At 44.1% G+C, this 16,329-nt stretch carries 18 protein-coding genes; 5 read left to right on the top strand and 13 right to left on the bottom strand.

What is annotated here, in order from left to right:
* Nucleotides 1-143 precede the first annotated feature (143 nt).
* Entirely contained in the window at nucleotides 144-668 is a 525-nt protein-coding gene (locus tag OB236_RS36700; RefSeq protein WP_262688458.1) for a copper amine oxidase N-terminal domain-containing protein, read from the top strand.
* Nucleotides 669-1,181: 513 nt separating this feature from the next.
* On the opposite strand, the gene OB236_RS36705 is transcribed toward OB236_RS36700, so the two are convergent.
* From OB236_RS36705 to OB236_RS36730, 6 genes are all read right to left on the bottom strand, one after another.
* Nucleotides 1,182-2,309 (bottom strand): ABC-2 transporter permease, encoded by a 1,128-nt coding sequence (locus tag OB236_RS36705; RefSeq protein WP_262688459.1) that lies wholly within the window; start codon nucleotides 2,307-2,309, stop codon nucleotides 1,182-1,184.
* Nucleotides 2,299-3,183, bottom strand: a complete 885-nt coding sequence (locus OB236_RS36710; RefSeq protein WP_262688460.1) for an ABC transporter ATP-binding protein — start codon at nucleotides 3,181-3,183, stop codon at nucleotides 2,299-2,301. Before OB236_RS36710 ends, OB236_RS36705 begins: the two co-directional genes overlap by 11 nt.
* Nucleotides 3,158-3,568, bottom strand: coding sequence for a GntR family transcriptional regulator (locus OB236_RS36715; RefSeq protein ID WP_076228775.1), 411 nt, complete (start codon nucleotides 3,566-3,568; stop codon nucleotides 3,158-3,160). The genes OB236_RS36710 and OB236_RS36715 overlap by 26 nt, the downstream gene beginning before the upstream one ends.
* Nucleotides 3,569-3,748: 180 nt before the next feature.
* Nucleotides 3,749-4,942: an oxalate decarboxylase family bicupin gene (locus OB236_RS36720; protein ID WP_262688461.1), complete on the bottom strand. Its 1,194-nt coding sequence runs from the start codon at nucleotides 4,940-4,942 to the stop codon at nucleotides 3,749-3,751.
* 112 nt (nucleotides 4,943-5,054) lie between these two features.
* A complete protein-coding gene (locus OB236_RS36725) occupies nucleotides 5,055-6,368 on the bottom strand; it encodes a sensor histidine kinase (protein ID WP_262688462.1) in 1,314 nt (437 codons plus the stop codon).
* On the bottom strand, nucleotides 6,361-7,053 hold the full coding sequence (locus tag OB236_RS36730) for a response regulator transcription factor (protein WP_262688463.1): 693 nt from the start codon (nucleotides 7,051-7,053) through the stop codon (nucleotides 6,361-6,363). Before OB236_RS36730 ends, OB236_RS36725 begins: the two co-directional genes overlap by 8 nt.
* 187 nt (nucleotides 7,054-7,240) lie before the next feature.
* On the opposite strand from OB236_RS36730, the gene OB236_RS36735 reads away from it, so the two are divergent.
* Genes OB236_RS36735 through OB236_RS36745 form a run of 3 tightly spaced genes read left to right on the top strand, consistent with a single transcriptional unit; the run spans nucleotide 7,241 to nucleotide 9,493 of the window.
* The gene (locus tag OB236_RS36735) at nucleotides 7,241-7,777 is read left to right on the top strand and encodes an FMN-binding protein (RefSeq protein WP_262688464.1); all 537 of its coding nucleotides are present in this window, start codon (nucleotides 7,241-7,243) and stop codon (nucleotides 7,775-7,777) included.
* A 2-nt stretch (nucleotides 7,778-7,779) separates the two neighbouring features.
* Nucleotides 7,780-8,691 (top strand): FAD:protein FMN transferase, encoded by a 912-nt coding sequence (locus tag OB236_RS36740; protein WP_262688465.1) that lies wholly within the window; start codon nucleotides 7,780-7,782, stop codon nucleotides 8,689-8,691.
* Complete coding sequence (locus OB236_RS36745) at nucleotides 8,684-9,493, top strand: RnfABCDGE type electron transport complex subunit D (protein ID WP_262688466.1); 810 nt, start codon at nucleotides 8,684-8,686, stop codon at nucleotides 9,491-9,493. Before OB236_RS36740 ends, OB236_RS36745 begins: the two co-directional genes overlap by 8 nt.
* 48 nt (nucleotides 9,494-9,541) lie before the next feature.
* Here OB236_RS36745 and OB236_RS36750 read toward each other — a convergent pair whose 3' ends face one another.
* The 7 genes from OB236_RS36750 to OB236_RS36780 all read right to left on the bottom strand — a co-directional run bounded on the left by OB236_RS36750 (nucleotide 9,542) and on the right by OB236_RS36780 (nucleotide 15,177).
* Complete coding sequence (locus OB236_RS36750) at nucleotides 9,542-10,093, bottom strand: hypothetical protein (protein ID WP_262688467.1); 552 nt, start codon at nucleotides 10,091-10,093, stop codon at nucleotides 9,542-9,544.
* A gap of 89 nt (nucleotides 10,094-10,182) precedes the next feature.
* Nucleotides 10,183-11,088 (bottom strand): cation diffusion facilitator family transporter, encoded by a 906-nt coding sequence (locus tag OB236_RS36755; protein ID WP_262688468.1) that lies wholly within the window; start codon nucleotides 11,086-11,088, stop codon nucleotides 10,183-10,185.
* 115 nt (nucleotides 11,089-11,203) lie between these two features.
* A complete protein-coding gene (locus OB236_RS36760) occupies nucleotides 11,204-11,695 on the bottom strand; it encodes a GerAB/ArcD/ProY family transporter (RefSeq protein ID WP_262688469.1) in 492 nt (163 codons plus the stop codon).
* Between the two features lie 188 nt (nucleotides 11,696-11,883).
* A complete protein-coding gene (locus tag OB236_RS36765) occupies nucleotides 11,884-12,117 on the bottom strand; it encodes a hypothetical protein (RefSeq protein ID WP_262688470.1) in 234 nt (77 codons plus the stop codon).
* A 143-nt stretch (nucleotides 12,118-12,260) separates the two neighbouring features.
* Nucleotides 12,261-13,322: a 23S rRNA (adenine(2503)-C(2))-methyltransferase RlmN gene (gene rlmN, locus OB236_RS36770; RefSeq protein ID WP_262688471.1), complete on the bottom strand. Its 1,062-nt coding sequence runs from the start codon at nucleotides 13,320-13,322 to the stop codon at nucleotides 12,261-12,263.
* Between the two features lie 98 nt (nucleotides 13,323-13,420).
* The gene (locus OB236_RS36775; RefSeq protein WP_262688472.1) at nucleotides 13,421-14,692 is read right to left on the bottom strand and encodes an MFS transporter; all 1,272 of its coding nucleotides are present in this window, start codon (nucleotides 14,690-14,692) and stop codon (nucleotides 13,421-13,423) included.
* A 62-nt stretch (nucleotides 14,693-14,754) separates the two neighbouring features.
* Nucleotides 14,755-15,177: a MarR family winged helix-turn-helix transcriptional regulator gene (locus OB236_RS36780; protein ID WP_262688473.1), complete on the bottom strand. Its 423-nt coding sequence runs from the start codon at nucleotides 15,175-15,177 to the stop codon at nucleotides 14,755-14,757.
* A 173-nt stretch (nucleotides 15,178-15,350) separates the two neighbouring features.
* On the opposite strand from OB236_RS36780, the gene OB236_RS36785 reads away from it, so the two are divergent.
* Nucleotides 15,351-16,103: a MerR family transcriptional regulator gene (locus OB236_RS36785; RefSeq protein WP_262688808.1), complete on the top strand. Its 753-nt coding sequence runs from the start codon at nucleotides 15,351-15,353 to the stop codon at nucleotides 16,101-16,103.
* The last annotated feature ends 226 nt before the right edge of the window (nucleotides 16,104-16,329 follow it).

Genomic DNA, 16,329 nt, shown 5'->3' on the forward strand with positions numbered 1-16,329 from the left:
ACAACAATATACTCTGAAAAGATGACTCCTAAATCACTTTAGGGGTCATCTTTTCCTATAAAACCTTTTGACGGTATCGATGAAACTTCAACGGTCGAAATATGCTATAATCCTAATATTAACCAGCAGATGGAGGTTGGATCATGAAAAAGATAATTCTCGGATTAACGATCGGCATGATGATAGGTTCCGTTACCACTGCCGTTGCTGCCACTCAGGGCGAAGTCACTGCTGTATTTGCCAATTTCATATTTAAAATCAATGGACAGGAAAAGAAGATGGACACGACCCCATTGGTTTATGATGGCACTTCTTATTTGCCAGTGCGTGCCATAGCGGACTTGTTAGGTTATAACGTCAAGTATACGACCGAGAGCAGGACGATTGCTCTGGACCAGCCGGCAGTCAAAAGCGAGCCCGTCGATACGGCCAAATGGGTGGCTTTGCGAGAATTAACGATAGTTCCTGGTATTAAGGTAACCATCTCACCCGGTACCCCTCAAATTAATCTCGAGTATGGTAAACAAAACTTCATTTTTAACCTGCCAAATAGCACGGAAGATGAGAAAATTGCCATTAGCAATCCAGGCAATATCCAAATGCTTGTCAAAGATGGAACCACTTATTTGAATCGCAGTGACTTGGAAAGATTGGGATTACCACATTAAATGTTGTATTGAATGCGCCCACAATATTGGGCGTTTTTTGTCATTTTGACACACATGTTAACCAAATACCCAACTGCATAATAAAGAAACCTTGAAGGCATAAGCCCATCAAGGTTCCAAATCCATATTATGATTTCAATTTCACCAGTTGTAGGGCACATTTCATCGATTCCTTACGGAGCAGAATACTTTTAGTATGAGAATCCTCAACGAAAAATGAGTCGCATTTCATCAGGTTGCACAATGCAGTTTTTGCAGCTTCACAAGCCATGGTCTCGCACTGCAATATATACAAACAGATGCTGTAACAAACGTCCTCGTGCTTCTTCAATACCAATATGCGTTCCTTGATTTCCACCACCAAAATCATTCCCGACGTATTTTTTTCATCTGCTTATGACTTATCCACTATTATAAAGGGTGAAGGATGATCTCGTTAGTACTATCTTTTTCTAGTACCCTTTAAATCGCCGGGTGGCATTCCACTAAGTCGTTATTCCATCAAGGAATGAGTTAATTTTTTGACAGCTGCTGCTTGCTTCCGAGCCATTTTTTAATTAAATAATAGCCGATACCTGCTGATCCCAGCGCAGCCGCATAGTAAATCGCTATATTTTCCAGATATCGCCCATGCTCCGTGCCGTCCGAACCATAATAATGATTACCCAACGTACCTTCCAGCACAGCACCGCCAAATAGAAATGCGCATACCACTACCCCTGCAACCAAATAGGGACGAAGCTTGTTATTCAACAATACCTTCCCATTGTTTTCATTTCTGGCTGTGACTGCCATACGGAGCATGCCCCAGACACTTCCGAGCGTAACCAGCAGCGGTACCAAGAAGGACATCATGCCATAATAGGTTAGACGAAGCGACTCTATATATTCCATTGAGCCCCCCCTTTGTAAATCGCTGTTCATATTAATCAACTGACTGATATTGAGCAGCTTTATAGGAAATGAAATATTTTCAAAAAAGCGATTTGCAGCCTGACTAAAAACCCAGGAGTCCGTTAATTTCATCACACCGAATGCAAAAAAATGCAAGGAAATCGCCTCTTTGATCAGACCGAACAATAGATAAGGAAGCAATAGAAAAATGACACTAAACGCAACCTGTGAGAAGAAGCTGCCGCCAATAAAACCGAGCCACAACGAAAAGCTGAACACCCCACAAAGTATCAATAATTGGTGAAGATAATAGACCCAGAATATACCATCTGTCAAATAATTATTCAGGATTGTCGTATGTATAACAATCAGCTGAAGCAGCAAGCCGAAGGTAGAAGCACCGATGATATGAACAATACCGAGCATCCATTTGGATAAAAATATATGCTCCCGCTTCACAGGCATCGCATACATGTATTCCAGACTTTGATTCGAACGACTGAAACCAACGAGGAAGGCCGGTAAACCTATGCATATCAACAACTGCAGCATCGAAACTGTATCCAGCTCGGCATTGAAATAATATTGAAATTTATAATTATTTTTCAGTGAACTTTCAAGGTTCGCTACGACATTGTTGGCGTGACTGTACATTTGGAAGCCACTAAATGCAGCTACCAGCCATAAAGCCCAGAGTATGTATTTCGACTGCTTATAGTGCTGAAACCATAATCCTTTATGAAACATATCCATTCCCCCCCAGCCTGCTAATAAAAAGATCCTCGATTGTCACAGGAAGCTCCTCCAGCAGCAGTGGCTGATTATCCTGTAATAAACGTATCGTGTGGACTGCATTGCTCTTAATCAGCAGGGTCGTCACGCGTCCAACCTGTGATAGCACTTCCACATATTCCTTATCGAATAAAGAGTGGGTCGATACATCCGCGAATGCAACCTGCACTTTTTTGAAGGATTGCTTCACGTCTTCTATGCTGATCATGGAGTCGATCCTGGTGTCTTTCATCAACATGACAACATCGGCTATTTTTTCAAGCTCCTGCAAATGGTGCGAGGAAATGATCAGGGCAAGCTGGCGTTCCGATACTTCCTCAACAAGCAGCTGCATCACCTGTTTTTTTACGATAACATCCAACCCGTTCGTCGGTTCATCCAAAATAATCAGCTTGGACTGAGTAGAAAGGGCCAATATGATAACCAACAATGCTTTCATTCCTTTGGAAAATGAACGTAGTGTCCGGTTTGTTGGCAGTTGGAAGCGGTCCAGCCATGTATAAAAAGCTTCCTGGTCAAATTGCTCGTACATGCTCTGATGCAACCGAACAAGCTCCTTGACACTGTAGCTATTCATCACATTCATCGAATCAGGCACATAATACATCGATTGTTTAATAAGAGGATAGGTGCTCAAATTTACACCCTCTAATAACACCTCACCCTGGTCAGGGTCCAAAATACCTGCCATGATCCGCAGCAGTGTCGTTTTACCGACTCCGTTCCGACCAATCAGTCCTGTAATAGATCCACTTTTGAGTTCAAAGTTAATATCTTCAAGGATCGTCTTTCCATCTATCGCTTTACTTAGATTCTGGACGGTTAACAAGTCCCTCGCCTCCCAATTCATTCATATAGCTGTCTATCCACTGCACCAGCGTATCCCGGCTCACTCCGATGTAAGAAGACTCCACTACAAGCAGCTGTAACGATTGCCGAATTTCGTTGATCCTCTGTTCGTTCCCCTGGACGGGTAATGCTTCTGTGACAAAAGTGCCTTTTCCACGTCGAGTCTCAATAATTTGCTGTCGTTCAAGCTCCTGATATGCTTTACTTACCGTGTTCGGGTTGACGATGAGCATAGAGGCAAGCTCTCTGACAGATAGCAGCTTGTCATGGGGTCTGAGTACTTTTTTGAGGATTAGCTCTTTAATTTGCTGGACAATTTGCTCCCATATAGGGGTCGTGCTTCGCTCATCTATATGTATGTGCAAGGCTCTCTTCCTTTCTCTGCTGCAGCACACTCCAAAGAACTATGTGTACTACTACATGCAATACACTTAATACAATAAACACTTGCCTTGCTTTTGTCAACACCCTGCAGATAGTCACGTATGCGAAAAAGAGGCATAAGACCTTATTCAGGGTCTCTGCCTCTTCCTACTTCCAACTCATTATTTGGGTTTATAAGAAAAACCGGGATAGCGGACAACAGGCCATTTTTCCTTGCGCAGCTTATCCAATAGCTCGGAGCCTACATTCAGATTATCACGGACCAGGTCTCTCGGGGTCAGTGCCATCCATTGATTGAGTGATACATCGACAAAACGGTCGCTTTTGAACATTTCCAGAAACCATAACGTTTGGCTGCCTGTATTCTGAATATAATGACCAAAAGCAAACGGAACATAACCAACATCTCCTGCCCGGTAATCAAAGGTGCGCGCTACGCCATTGCCTGCAAATACCGTCATTCGTCCCTGTCCGGTCAAATAATATTGCCATTCGTCATTGTTCGGATGCCAATGAAGCTCCCGCATTGCCCCCGGTTCGAGCTCAACAAGTGCGGCTGCAATTGTTTGAGAAATCGGAAAATTCGAGGAATCAACGATTCTTACGCTCCCGCCAGGTGTTTTAATCGGCGTTTGGGCCAGCAGCTCATGCTTGAAGCTCTGTGGAATGGTACCATAAGGAGATTGAACGGCCTGGCTTGTAAGCGGACCTGGAACCTGATCCTGATAAATATAAACCTGATTGGAAGGAATGTCGGCGAAGGCACTTTCCGTTACACCAAAATTAGCTGAAAGCACCTCCTTGGGAGTATGTGCGAACCAATCGGAAATCGACAACGTATTCAAGTCGGAAAAGCTGCCATCGTCAAAAACAAGCAAAAATTCGCAGCCTTCTTCCAATCCTTGAATGGAATGAGGAAGGCCAGCTGGAAAATACCAAAGGTCGCCAGGACCGACATCTGCAATAAAATTCCGTCCTTCCTGATCAATCGAAGTAATTCGCGCCCGTCCTATTAGCATATACGACCATTCTGCCTGCTGATGCCAATGCAATTCACGTACACCACCTGGTGTAAGCCGCATATTGACACCTGCGAGAGTTTTGGCTATCGGTAAATCCCTGACTGTAATTTCACGCGACCACCCCCCCTGATTTAATTGCATATGGGTGTCGGAGAATGAGAATTTCAGGTTCGGCAGCAGCCCGGAATCCGTGACTGGTGGAACGAGCATATCCGGATTTTCCATGTCCCGCATCACATCACGCGGGCCAGGATCGGTAGCGCCCGCTCCGTCGCTTCTTATTGGCTGTGGTATGCTTGCGCTCGCCGCTTGTTTCACAGATAAATTATCCATGCATCAGACTCCTCTACACAAAAATGCTGAACCATTCAGCTCTGATAACAGAACAGTTTATGATTCAGCCTAATTGTTTATGTCAGAAAAAATATCCTGAAGGAGTGAATAGTCATCCCATTTCAGGGAGTCGGATGATAAACACACTACCTTGATCCACATCGCTCTTGACCAACAGCTCGCCACCATGATTATGAACAATACGCCTTGCAATGGATAGTCCCAGCCCTGTTCCTCCCGATTCGCGTGACCTTGCCTTGTCAACCCTATAAAAACGTTCGAATACATGAGGAAGATCTTCCGCCGGAATTCCGCAGCCTTTATCGGCTATCGTAATTTCGATTCCCCCTTTAGTGTAGGACTGTGATCGTACAATCACAGATCCTTCAACATCTGAAAATTTTACGGCATTGTCGAGAAGGATATATAACAGCTGACTGATCTGATCGGCATCCCCTTTGTAGGAGCGGCCTTCTTTCAAGCTGTCAACATGAGCCTCAATAAAGATTTGTTTGGCTTGTGCGGCAAGCCGCATACGATCCATTGTGCTCACAATGGTTTGACGAAGGTCGAATAGCTCCATCTGGCTTAGCTGCATAGTAGAATCCATTCGAGCCAGCAGCAGCAGATTTTCTGTGAGCCGAATCATCCGATGGATTTCATCCTTCATATGTCCCATAACCAATTGATGAATGGACGGTAGCTGCTGCTTTTGTTCCTCCAATATTTCCATAGATGCTTGCAGCACGCTAAGCGGCGTTCGCAGCTCGTGGGAGGCGTCAGCAGTAAAGGCTTTTTGCCTCTCATAAGAACGAGTGATTGGAATCATCGCCCGTCCAGCCAAAATATAACCCAGGATCGAGGCCACAACCAGCAGCAGAATCGATACGCCGCCCAGCAGCCATCGCATTTCTGTAAGGAGGTGCTTTTGATTGCTGATATCCTCGGCAATATACAACCTAATTCCGCGTAGATTGTTCATATCCATACTCATGACTGCATAGCTTCGGTTGTCAATCTCTATATGCTGCAGGACATAAGGCTTATTGTTGACAGCCTGAATCTGGATTTCTCTTACGAAGCCTTCCGTAACTAATGGATTTCGTATTAAGGATTGCGACAGGATTTGACCATTCATATCTGTAACAACGGCAGCTTGGTTGCTTTGTAAAAACTCCCATTCCATTTTATGTGGTGGACGATTATCCTTCATATCTCTATTGTCATTCGTACCGCCGATTGGATTCGTCATCCTTCTTTGCCATTCCATTTGCGCTTTTGCTGAAGCTGCTTCAAGTCGTGTATGTTCATCTCTTGCAAGCACACCTGATAGCATCAAGTAAAAGGTTACAGCCATTATAATCAGAATTAGCCCGATAATCACACTATAAATGATAAAGAGATTTCTACGTGTTTTTTTAATCATGGGATACAGCCCCTGAATCCGAAAAACGATAGCCCCGTCCATGAACGCTTTGAATAACTTTGTTCGTGTAGGGATCGTCGATCTTCTTACGGAGCAGCTTTACAGTAGCATCTACCGCATTTAATGTCACATCAGCTTCGGTTCCCCACACATAATTCAAAATTCGCTCTCTGGATAGTACCTGATCGGGGTTGCGCATCAGGAAGGATAGCAGCTGAAATTCCCTTTTCGTTAAATAGATCATGGACCCATCACGACTTGCCTCTTGCGTTTGCAAGTTCAGCTTCAAACTATGGGATGTGCAACTTTCTTCGTATCCGCTTGTCTGTTTTCTACGATCCAACGCAGTCATACGGGCAAACAGCTCTTCAAAAGCAAACGGTTTGACCAAATAATCGTCTGCCCCATCCACCAAGCCCTTTACCCTGTCCTCGACAGCATCGCGTGCAGTCAGCATCAGAATGGCCGTGCTATCCTTCTGCTTCCTCCGCTCCTTACATAGCTCAATTCCTGTTTTTCCCGGAATCATCCAATCCAAGATATAGAGATCGTACGCCTCTGCTGCAAATAAACTCTCAGCTTCCTCCGAGTTCTTTGCCCAATCTACTTGGTGGCCTTCATGTTTAAGCTTGTATTCAATTAAAAAGCCGAGCTTGATGTCATCCTCCACCAGTAATATTCTCATGGCCCCGCCCTTCTTTCACGCTCCTATAGTTAACTATAAGCATAGCAAAATTCCATGAAAAAATAATGAAGAAATAGAACGACTTGTCCGATATGCTAGCAGCCAAACTTTCATGATTTTTTCATTCACTTATCCTATGATCAATATATAAGAGCGTACTTAGGTACTTAAGAAAGGAAAATCAACTATGGCTATTATCGGAAAGAAGCTCATAGCATTATGTTCTACAGCAATTGGTATTGTGTATGCAGCCGGTTATGTCGTTACGGAACCGCAGAGCCTTCAGGCCATGCATCCAACAGAGTCCGTCATGACCTCAGCTACAAGCTCAAGCTCAAGCTCAAGTGAGCAGGTTCGACCTATAGATCGGCAGCAGCGACATTCAAGCTCGAACTCAAACTCAAGCCCCAAACCTTCCACCCCGACAGCAGTACAGCCTTCAGGTACGAACGCCAAATACAAGGATGGAAGCTACACCGGATCAGGAACTAACCGTTTTGGTACCGTAGAGGTGGCGGTAACGATTCAAAAGGGCAGCATCGCCAATGTGGAAATTACTCGCAGCGCTACGCGTTACCCCGTCACCTACATCGAGAGCTTACCGCAGCAAGTCATCGATAAGCAAAGTTCCAATATTGATACCGTCAGCAGAGCTACCAATAGCTCCAAAGATTTTATCGAAGCTGTTCAACAAGCATTAAATAAAGCACAGCAGCTGTCATGAAGATGAAAAGCGTAGTGCGTACTGCGATATGTATGGATACCCTGATTACGGTAAAAGTAGTTTCTGTCCATTCAGAGCAATTCATGCATCAAAGCATCGATCAGGTATTTGATCTGTTTACCTTTGTGGAAGCAACCTGCAGCCGTTTTGATGAGAACAGCGAGATTAGAAAAATTAGCCACCATATAGGCTCAGCCGTTACGGTCAGTCCATTATTGTTTGAAGCGATACGCTTCTCCATAGAGCTGGCAGAGATGACGAATGGAGTTTTTGACCCAACAATAGGAAGACTTATGGAGGAAAAAGGGTTCGCCCGTCATTATTTGAATGGTAGTATCCCTCTGCCTATAACGGATGCAACACCCACGGCGAGCTATAAGGATATTGAAATCGATGAAATTCGTCGGACTGTGAAGCTATCAAAGCCCCTCGTCCTCGATCTGGGAGCCATTGCCAAAGGTATGGCTCTCGATTTGGCCAAACGAATATTGGAAGGCTTCGAGGGATTTTATATCGATGCGGGTGGAGACATTTATGCTGGGGGCACGAATGAGAGTCGTCAGCCTTGGCGAGTAGGGATACGTCATCCCCTTGAAAAAGATCTTACGATTTGTACCCTAAGCATCAGCGATATGGCAGTGTGCACCTCGGGGAGCTATGAACGAATCAGCAAACACAGTGGGAGCCACCATCTTATTAATCCCTATAATCAGGCCTCCCGTGAAGATTTGTACAGCTGCACGGTTGTGGCACCCTTCGCAATGCTTGCTGATGGCGCTTCTACGGCTGCTTTTGTGCTGGGATATGAACAAGGAAGGCAATGGCTCGACGAAGCAGAGCTTCAGGGTCTGTGGATTACTTCTTCTTTACAGTTATATATGACAAACGACATGAAGAGGTATTGGTATGAGTGAAATCCATGAAAACAATAAACCGATGAATCGAAAACATCCTTATTTGAAAACTCCCAAGGGCTATGTACTGATTACTCTGCTCGCTTTAACCGGCATCGCTTCCTTCGGCTCGTTGTCTTTCCAAGGCATTGTGAATATCGTGATCGCTGTTAGTACGGCCGGAGTACTGGATTACGGTTTGATGGTCATGCTGAAACGAAGAAGACGGGTACCAGATGGTGCCATACTCACTGGCCTTATTATCGCGTTGGTATTAAGCCCCGCTTCCAGTTGGTTGATCACAGCTGCAGCAGCGGCTATCGCCATTATTTCCAAGCATGTACTCCGTATAAAGAAAAAACCTATTTTTAATCCTGCCGCGATGGGTCTTCTCGCCGTCCTGCTGTTATTTTCCAGCGGCCACGAATGGTGGGGTGGCTTATCCGCACTTCCAGGATGGACCCTTGTATTTCTTGCTGTCGGAGGCTATCTGGTCGTTAATAAAGTGAATAAATTTCCACTAATTTTCGGTTTTCTCGGCACGTACTTTGCCTTATTTACAGCAATATCGTTCTATCATGCGCTCGATGTTAACGATATCTTTCGTATCCCTTTTATTAACGCTGTGTTGTTCCTCTCGTTTTTCATGCTCAGCGATCCGCCCACCTCACCCGGCAAATACCGCGAGCAAATCCTGTTTGGAATGGCAGCTGCTATCACGAGTGTCGTTGTGAATGTATGGATCGGAGGCTTGTCCTTTTTACTCGCAGGGCTGCTGGTAGCTAATCTGGGGTATAGCCTGTATAGAGTAAGAAACCGTTAAGTTTAGTACCTTATCTAAAAATAAAAACCTGGCCTCTGGCCAGGTCTTCTATACAAAAGAATGAATTAGAAATAGTACCGCAAACACTAGTCCAAATCGCAAATGCCACTTTCGATCCAGCTTCTTGTATCTGAATAAACCTGAGACCGGAACCGGAAGAAGGGCTAACAAAGCTAGCAGTCCACTAATGTTATTGAAATTATACTTGAAGCCATACATGAATACCGCAACCACATGAAGTACAATGAATCCGATTGCTATGATGGCAATAGGCGTATGCAAAGACCGAATGGATCGCCACAGTGTGATTGTCCATTTTTTCAGGCTGCTCCAACGATCTACCAACCGCTTCTGCAAAACCAACATAAGCACATAGTTTGCGAGAACAACGAAAAGCGCAAGCCGCGCATTCGAACCATAATTTTTATAAGTAAATTCGAATCTTTTGCTGTGCAGCACAGAAGCAGATAAATGAATCATACTCCAAAGCCCCCATATCATAATAAATAGGGAAACCATAGCTGCCGCTAACAACCAGACTCGTTCTTTTTCCGGTATCCACGTTAATGGTCTTGAATGACGTTCATCTGTTGGTTTCATAAGTATGCTCCTACTATAACGCTGAGGTTATGGTTGATGCTTCTTATAATACCTAATTCCTATGAAAAAATAATGAAAATAACGTCAGCCTATCTGGATTCTGCTGGGTACCACGGGTTCAAATGAATTAACACTTCATCCACATCATTGTGGCTATCGATAATGGCACCTTTAATTTTGCGGGAAATATCATGACCCTCTTGAATGCTTAATTCACCCGGAATGCTTACCCTGACATCCACGAGTATGTAGTGACCGTGTTCTCTGGCGCGCAAGCGGTCGATTCGTTTCACTTGTGAGATGGTCTGGATCAAAGCCGCATATTCATTCAATTTTTCGATACTTACAGTCTTATCCATCAGAATACCTACCGTTTCCAGCGACATTTCAATGGCCAGCTTTAATACTAATATCGACACAATGATACCCGCCGCGGGATCTCCATACGATAAATAAGGAATGTGATAGGCTTCTCCAATATATGCGAGACCGATTCCGACAACCGCGGCAAGTGATGCATATACATCAGCAAGGTGATCATATGCGGTTGCAATCAAACCTTTGCTATTCGTCTGTTTGCCAATTCGGATGGTGTACACGTACAGGGCCTGTTTCCATATTAAAGAGAGAACCGCTGCAATTAAGGCGATGATACTCGCTTGTGATGGCTCTTCAAAAAAAGCGGATACCGCCTCAAAACCTATATACACAGCTGCTAGTCCCATAATGACCGCCACGATGCCAGAAGCCAGTACCTCTGCCTTTCCATGTCCATAAGGATGATCCTCATCGGCAGGCTGCTTGGATATACGCATGGAGCTCAACGCAGCTATAGTTGCAATAACATCACCCGCGTTATGAACTCCATCGGCCAGTAACACCGGGCTGTTAAATAATAGACCTACCAATAGTTTCATTACAGTGAGCAGCACATTGCTGATCAAGCTTATCCAAACAGCAAGCATTGAAGCATCCTTCTTACCCAGCACCATCATTTATTCCCCCCACCAGAACTTTTTCCCTAAGGAAACAAAAAACCTTGACCGATTCCGGTCAAGGTTTAAGGACATTTTCGTATTGTTGTTATTCGGATATTCACAGAAATCACCACTATAAGTTAAGACATCTTCGCATTATAGCATATATGAATTGAAATTGTAAATATATGATGAATCGAATAATCAATCCGTGAAACAGGCTGTAGATCGGATAAGCTCCCATTGAAAACCAAAAAAATTCACCTGTGTCTTTATAAACGATCATCGATAAAGCAACCACGATGAATGCGAATGGTAGAATGGTTACACGATAGCTTTTCATTTTGAAAAATTGCGCAATTGCCAGATTGGTAACATAAAAACAAAAGGATAATTTCACAAATATGGTCATAATCCAGATGCCTCCTACCATAATCTCAACTTGCGATAAAAATTTGCCAATGACAATTTCTTTGGCTACGTCAAAGACGGCAAAAGTGCTTCTTGCTGTAATGTCCGCACCCAAAACCGATATGGTTATCAACACGATAATAGCACCGAATGCAATATTCATCATCATAAACAGGTTGAAGTACTTCCTCACCTTGTCCTTGTCTGTTAACAAATGGTATTAGAAGCAAAAATATAACTAATTCGCTCATAGGGAATCCGAGCAGCGGATACATCGCTTTTATGAGTGGCATCCAGCCATAAACCACGGCGACCATAAATATAATATGGACAAATTGCATCGGTGTTTCTATGAGTACATGTGTGGTAATAAATCCGCCTACATTTCTAAGCACCAGTGCGCTAAGAAACCGGGTCACATAAACCATCGGTACATACAATAGCAGCCTGAATCCCCCCGGCAATTTGAAATTCCCTGAAGATGACATCTGAGCTATTGCCTAATACGGTTTTTATGGTGTCCATATTATTGTGCAGTTTGGGATGAAGATTTTCTTTCTGGAATGGCTGGAAGTCTTGATTTTCCTGGATTTCGGCGCGGGATGATTTCTTGTATTTTAAAAAATTAGTAAACATGCCTGATCCCCCATTTCATAAGAAGCTTAGTTTATTATTCCAATACCTCCAACATTTATCCCGCAGCCATAACAAAAAGACCCAACATCAAGTTGATGTGGGCCTTACGATTCGATATGCTGCCAAGCTCGATAAGTGTAGTGTTACTGTGCTTGCGCCACTTGAATTTGTTTACTTCGCAGCTGTCCGCAAGCGGCATCAATATCCGTACCATGCTCATGGCGGATACCACAGTTAATGCCTCTCTTCTTCAAGGTATCATAGAAAGCCAGCACCGACTCCTGATCGCTTCTTTGATATTGACTGTGCTCATCCACAGGATTGTAGGGGATCAGGTTCACATAATGTCTTCTGTTACCAAGCAGATCGGCCAATTCCTCGGCTTCTTGCCTGTGATCATTGACATCTTTGAGCAAAATATATTCAAATGTAATTTTCCGATTTGCTTTTTCCAAATAATAATCAACGGACTGCATTAATTTTTCAATCGGAATGGCTTTGTTGATTTTCATAATACGGGTTCGAAGCTCATTATTTGGTGCATGCAAGGAAATTGCCAGGTTGACCGGCAGCTTCGTGTCGGCAAATTCTACAATTTTGTTAGCAAGTCCACTCGTCGATACCGTAATATGTCTGGCCGCAATCGTAAGTCCTTTTCGATCCGTGGCGATTTTCAGGAAATTCATCATATTCTCAAAATTATCAAAGGGCTCGCCAATTCCCATGACCACAAGATGACTCACGAATTTACCTGGTTCTTCCATGTCCAGATGATGCTGTACGTTCATAATTTGCTCGATGATTTCCCCGCCGGTTAAATCCCTTTTTTTGGCTAACAAGCCGCTCGCACAAAAGCTGCAGCCGATGTTACAGCCAACCTGCGTGGTAACACAAACCGATAAGCCGTATTTGTGCCGCATCATAACCGTTTCAATCAGATTGCCATCCTTCAGCTTGAACAAAAACTTTCTCGTACCGTCCGCTGATTCCTGCTTGATATGCTGTTGCAAAGTGTGGATTACAAAATGATCCGCCAATACTTGAACACAATCAGGATTGACATCCGTCATCTCAAAAAAGTCAGTTACCCGTTTTTTATATAGCCAATCCCAGACTTGTGCCGCTCGAAATTTTTTATGCCCGTGCTCCAGAAGCCACGCAGTCAGTTGATCAAATGTTAATCCGAAAATGGATTCCTTGTTCATTCGTTACCCTCTTTTCAAAAACTTCAAATTCCCTTCTATTTTACTTAAGCTGGCTCCAAGTAGCAATCTGTTTATTTCAATACCCGATACATGGCTGCTCACGCCTGAGTCTGCTGCGCTGCGCTGGTGCTTTGGGAAATACGTATCGCCATGAGCGCGGCAAATAAGCAGACGAAACCAGCGGCAACAAAAGGTACTGTATAGCTGCCCAGCAGCTCTCTCATCACACCTGCTCCATAAGCAGCCACCGAAGCGCCGATTTGATGCGCCACCACGATCCAGCCAAAGATCATCCCCGCTTTTTCCTTGCCAAATTCCATGGATGCCAGTTTAACGGTAGGCGGTACGGTAGCAATCCAATCCAGACCATAAAAAACAGTGAAAATCATGAGTACCGCAGGACTTGCATTCAAAGCAAACGGTAAGAATAGTAACGAAAGTCCACGAAGACCATAATACGTAAACAGCAGCTTGCGATTATCGTAGCGATCTGACAGCCAACCGGACAATGTCGTACCGACCAGGTCAAACAAACCCATCAAGGCGAGCAAGCCCGCTGCCATAACTTCTGGTATCCCATAATCACCGCACGCCGGGATGAGATGGGTACCAATCAAGCCATTGGTCGAAAAACCACAGAAAAAGAAGGTTCCCGCCAGCAGCCAAAAAGTTTTGTTCTTTAAAGCAGAACGAAGTGCCAATAGAGGTGTCAGAAACAAATTCCCCTGGAACGGAACGGGCTTGACAAGTTCCTCTGTCCCATAGGGCGCTGCCCCCACATCATACGGAGAATTTCGCATCCATATAGCAACGATGACCAACAGGACTAGAAGCGCCGCGACAGCTGTATAAATCGCATATCTCCAGCCCACTGCAACCGTAATTTGAGCCAACATGGGAAGGAATAGCAGCTGCCCTGTAGCAGCGCTTGCCGTAAGCAATCCAACCACGAGTCCCCTGCGTTTAACAAACCATTGATTCGTAACGGTTACACCCAACACGTTCGCCATCATGCCTGTAGCAAGTCCTGCGACCAATCCCCATAACAGCTCAAACTGCCAGAGTGCAGTCATATAAGGCGTAATCAGGAGACTGCCAGCCAATACGGCCAGTGATGCGACCATCACTCTTCGAATGCCAAACTTCTGCAGAAATGCTGCCGAGAATGGTCCCACTAATCCGTATAAAAATATACCAATCGAGATGACGCTGGATATGCCTCCGCGGCTCCATCCGAACTCTTTTTCAAATGGCAGCATGAAGATACTTGGCATGGAACGAATACCCGCAGATACAAGCAGCGTTACGAAAGTGATCAGGACAACCACCCATCCGTAATACATTTTTGAAGACTTAAGCTCTGTTGTCATATTGCTGGACACTCCCGACATTTTCAATTTTTGTTGTACATACAATATTGATTCGAAAAAATTTATTTCTCCAACAGCTCGCTGCTTGCTACGATATCCTTTGATAACAAATCTGCGGCTTCTTTGCCGAGAATAGCATCATATCTATTGTGCAAGTTTCGCGACGATTGACGAATCGAGTCCTCCAGCTCTTTCCCTTTAGTTGTTGGATAGACCAATACCGTCTTACCCTGCACCTTGCGCTCCACTAATTGCTTGCCTTCTAATTTATCGATAAAACGTGTAAGCGTGGAGGGCGTGATATGCAGCTTTTCAGATAATTCCTTTTGAGATATTCCCGGGTCACCAATAACGAGACGAATCAGATAACCGTACATGGGACTCAAACCGGTCGGAGCAAATTCCTCTTCAGCCATTTTTGTAATCGCCCTGCTCAAACGGTTCGCAGTAAAAAACAAGCAATCCAACAAAAATTGATCTTTCATGAGTAACAGCTCCTCTTCTTATTTTGTATGTACAACAAATATAAAACAGGGTACAATTATTGTCAATCTATTTTTATTGACAATTGCTTCGAACCTGAACTACTGATAAAATTGCCATTTGACTCTCCTCTTAGGGAAGACATTAAGCTATGTAAAGAAAGGAGGAATGAGCAATATTGTACACGGTAAAAGAAGTATCTGAACTGTCCAAGGTTACGATCAAAACGCTTCATCATTATCACAAGATCGGTCTCCTCTTGCCCAGCAGGAAAAGTGAGGCGGGATACCGGCTGTATGGAATCAACGAGCTGGAACGTCTGCAAGAAATTCTTTTTTACAGAGAATTGGATTTTTCCTTAGATCAAATCAAGGAAATGATGGAACATCATTCAGACCGGCTATCCATTCTATCGCAGCAGGAGGAATTGCTCCTTAGCCGCAAAGACAGGCTGGATACCATCGTTCAAACATTACGTAAATCCATTGGAAGTATAAAGGAAGGGGAAACCATGGACAACAAGGAGATGTTCAAAGGTTTTGAAAGCGAGGAAGAATGGAACAAAGCGCTGGCCGAGCAAAATCAATATTTGAAGGAAACGTATGGGATGGATTCTCTTGAGGTTGCCCCAGAGAAGGTTCAGGAAATCAATGAGCAAGCAGTTGAAGCCATGACATTCATGAATACAATGGCAAGTTCATTAAGAGCAGGCGTAAAGCATAACGATGAGGAAATAGGTAATTTGATTGGATACCATCTAGAGTTTATGAATAAGCATGGCCATCAAACATCGGCTAAAGATTTTGCAGCGCAGACTCAATTTTTCCTAAATGATGACTTTCATCTTAAGATGCTGGAAGATCAGCAAACCGGGTTGGCTTATTATCTTTCTGCTGCGGCAGAGTCATTTGTTGCAACCAATCAATAAAGCATGCCCAGCGTTAAATGCTGGAATAAAAACCCAGACAGAGGCTGGGTCCTTATCTAAACCCATTCCTTGGTTCGTTGGAGAGGACTTGGGTATGGGTATGGGGTTCCAGTCCACACCCATATCCTCTCTCCTTCTTTTGGTTTGGTCTTCTACTCCTTACCCCAACCTATCTTCGATCGGGTATTCATAGACATGAACCTAACAACCCTGCTTGCTGCTTTGT

This window comes from Paenibacillus baimaensis (assembly GCF_025567575.1).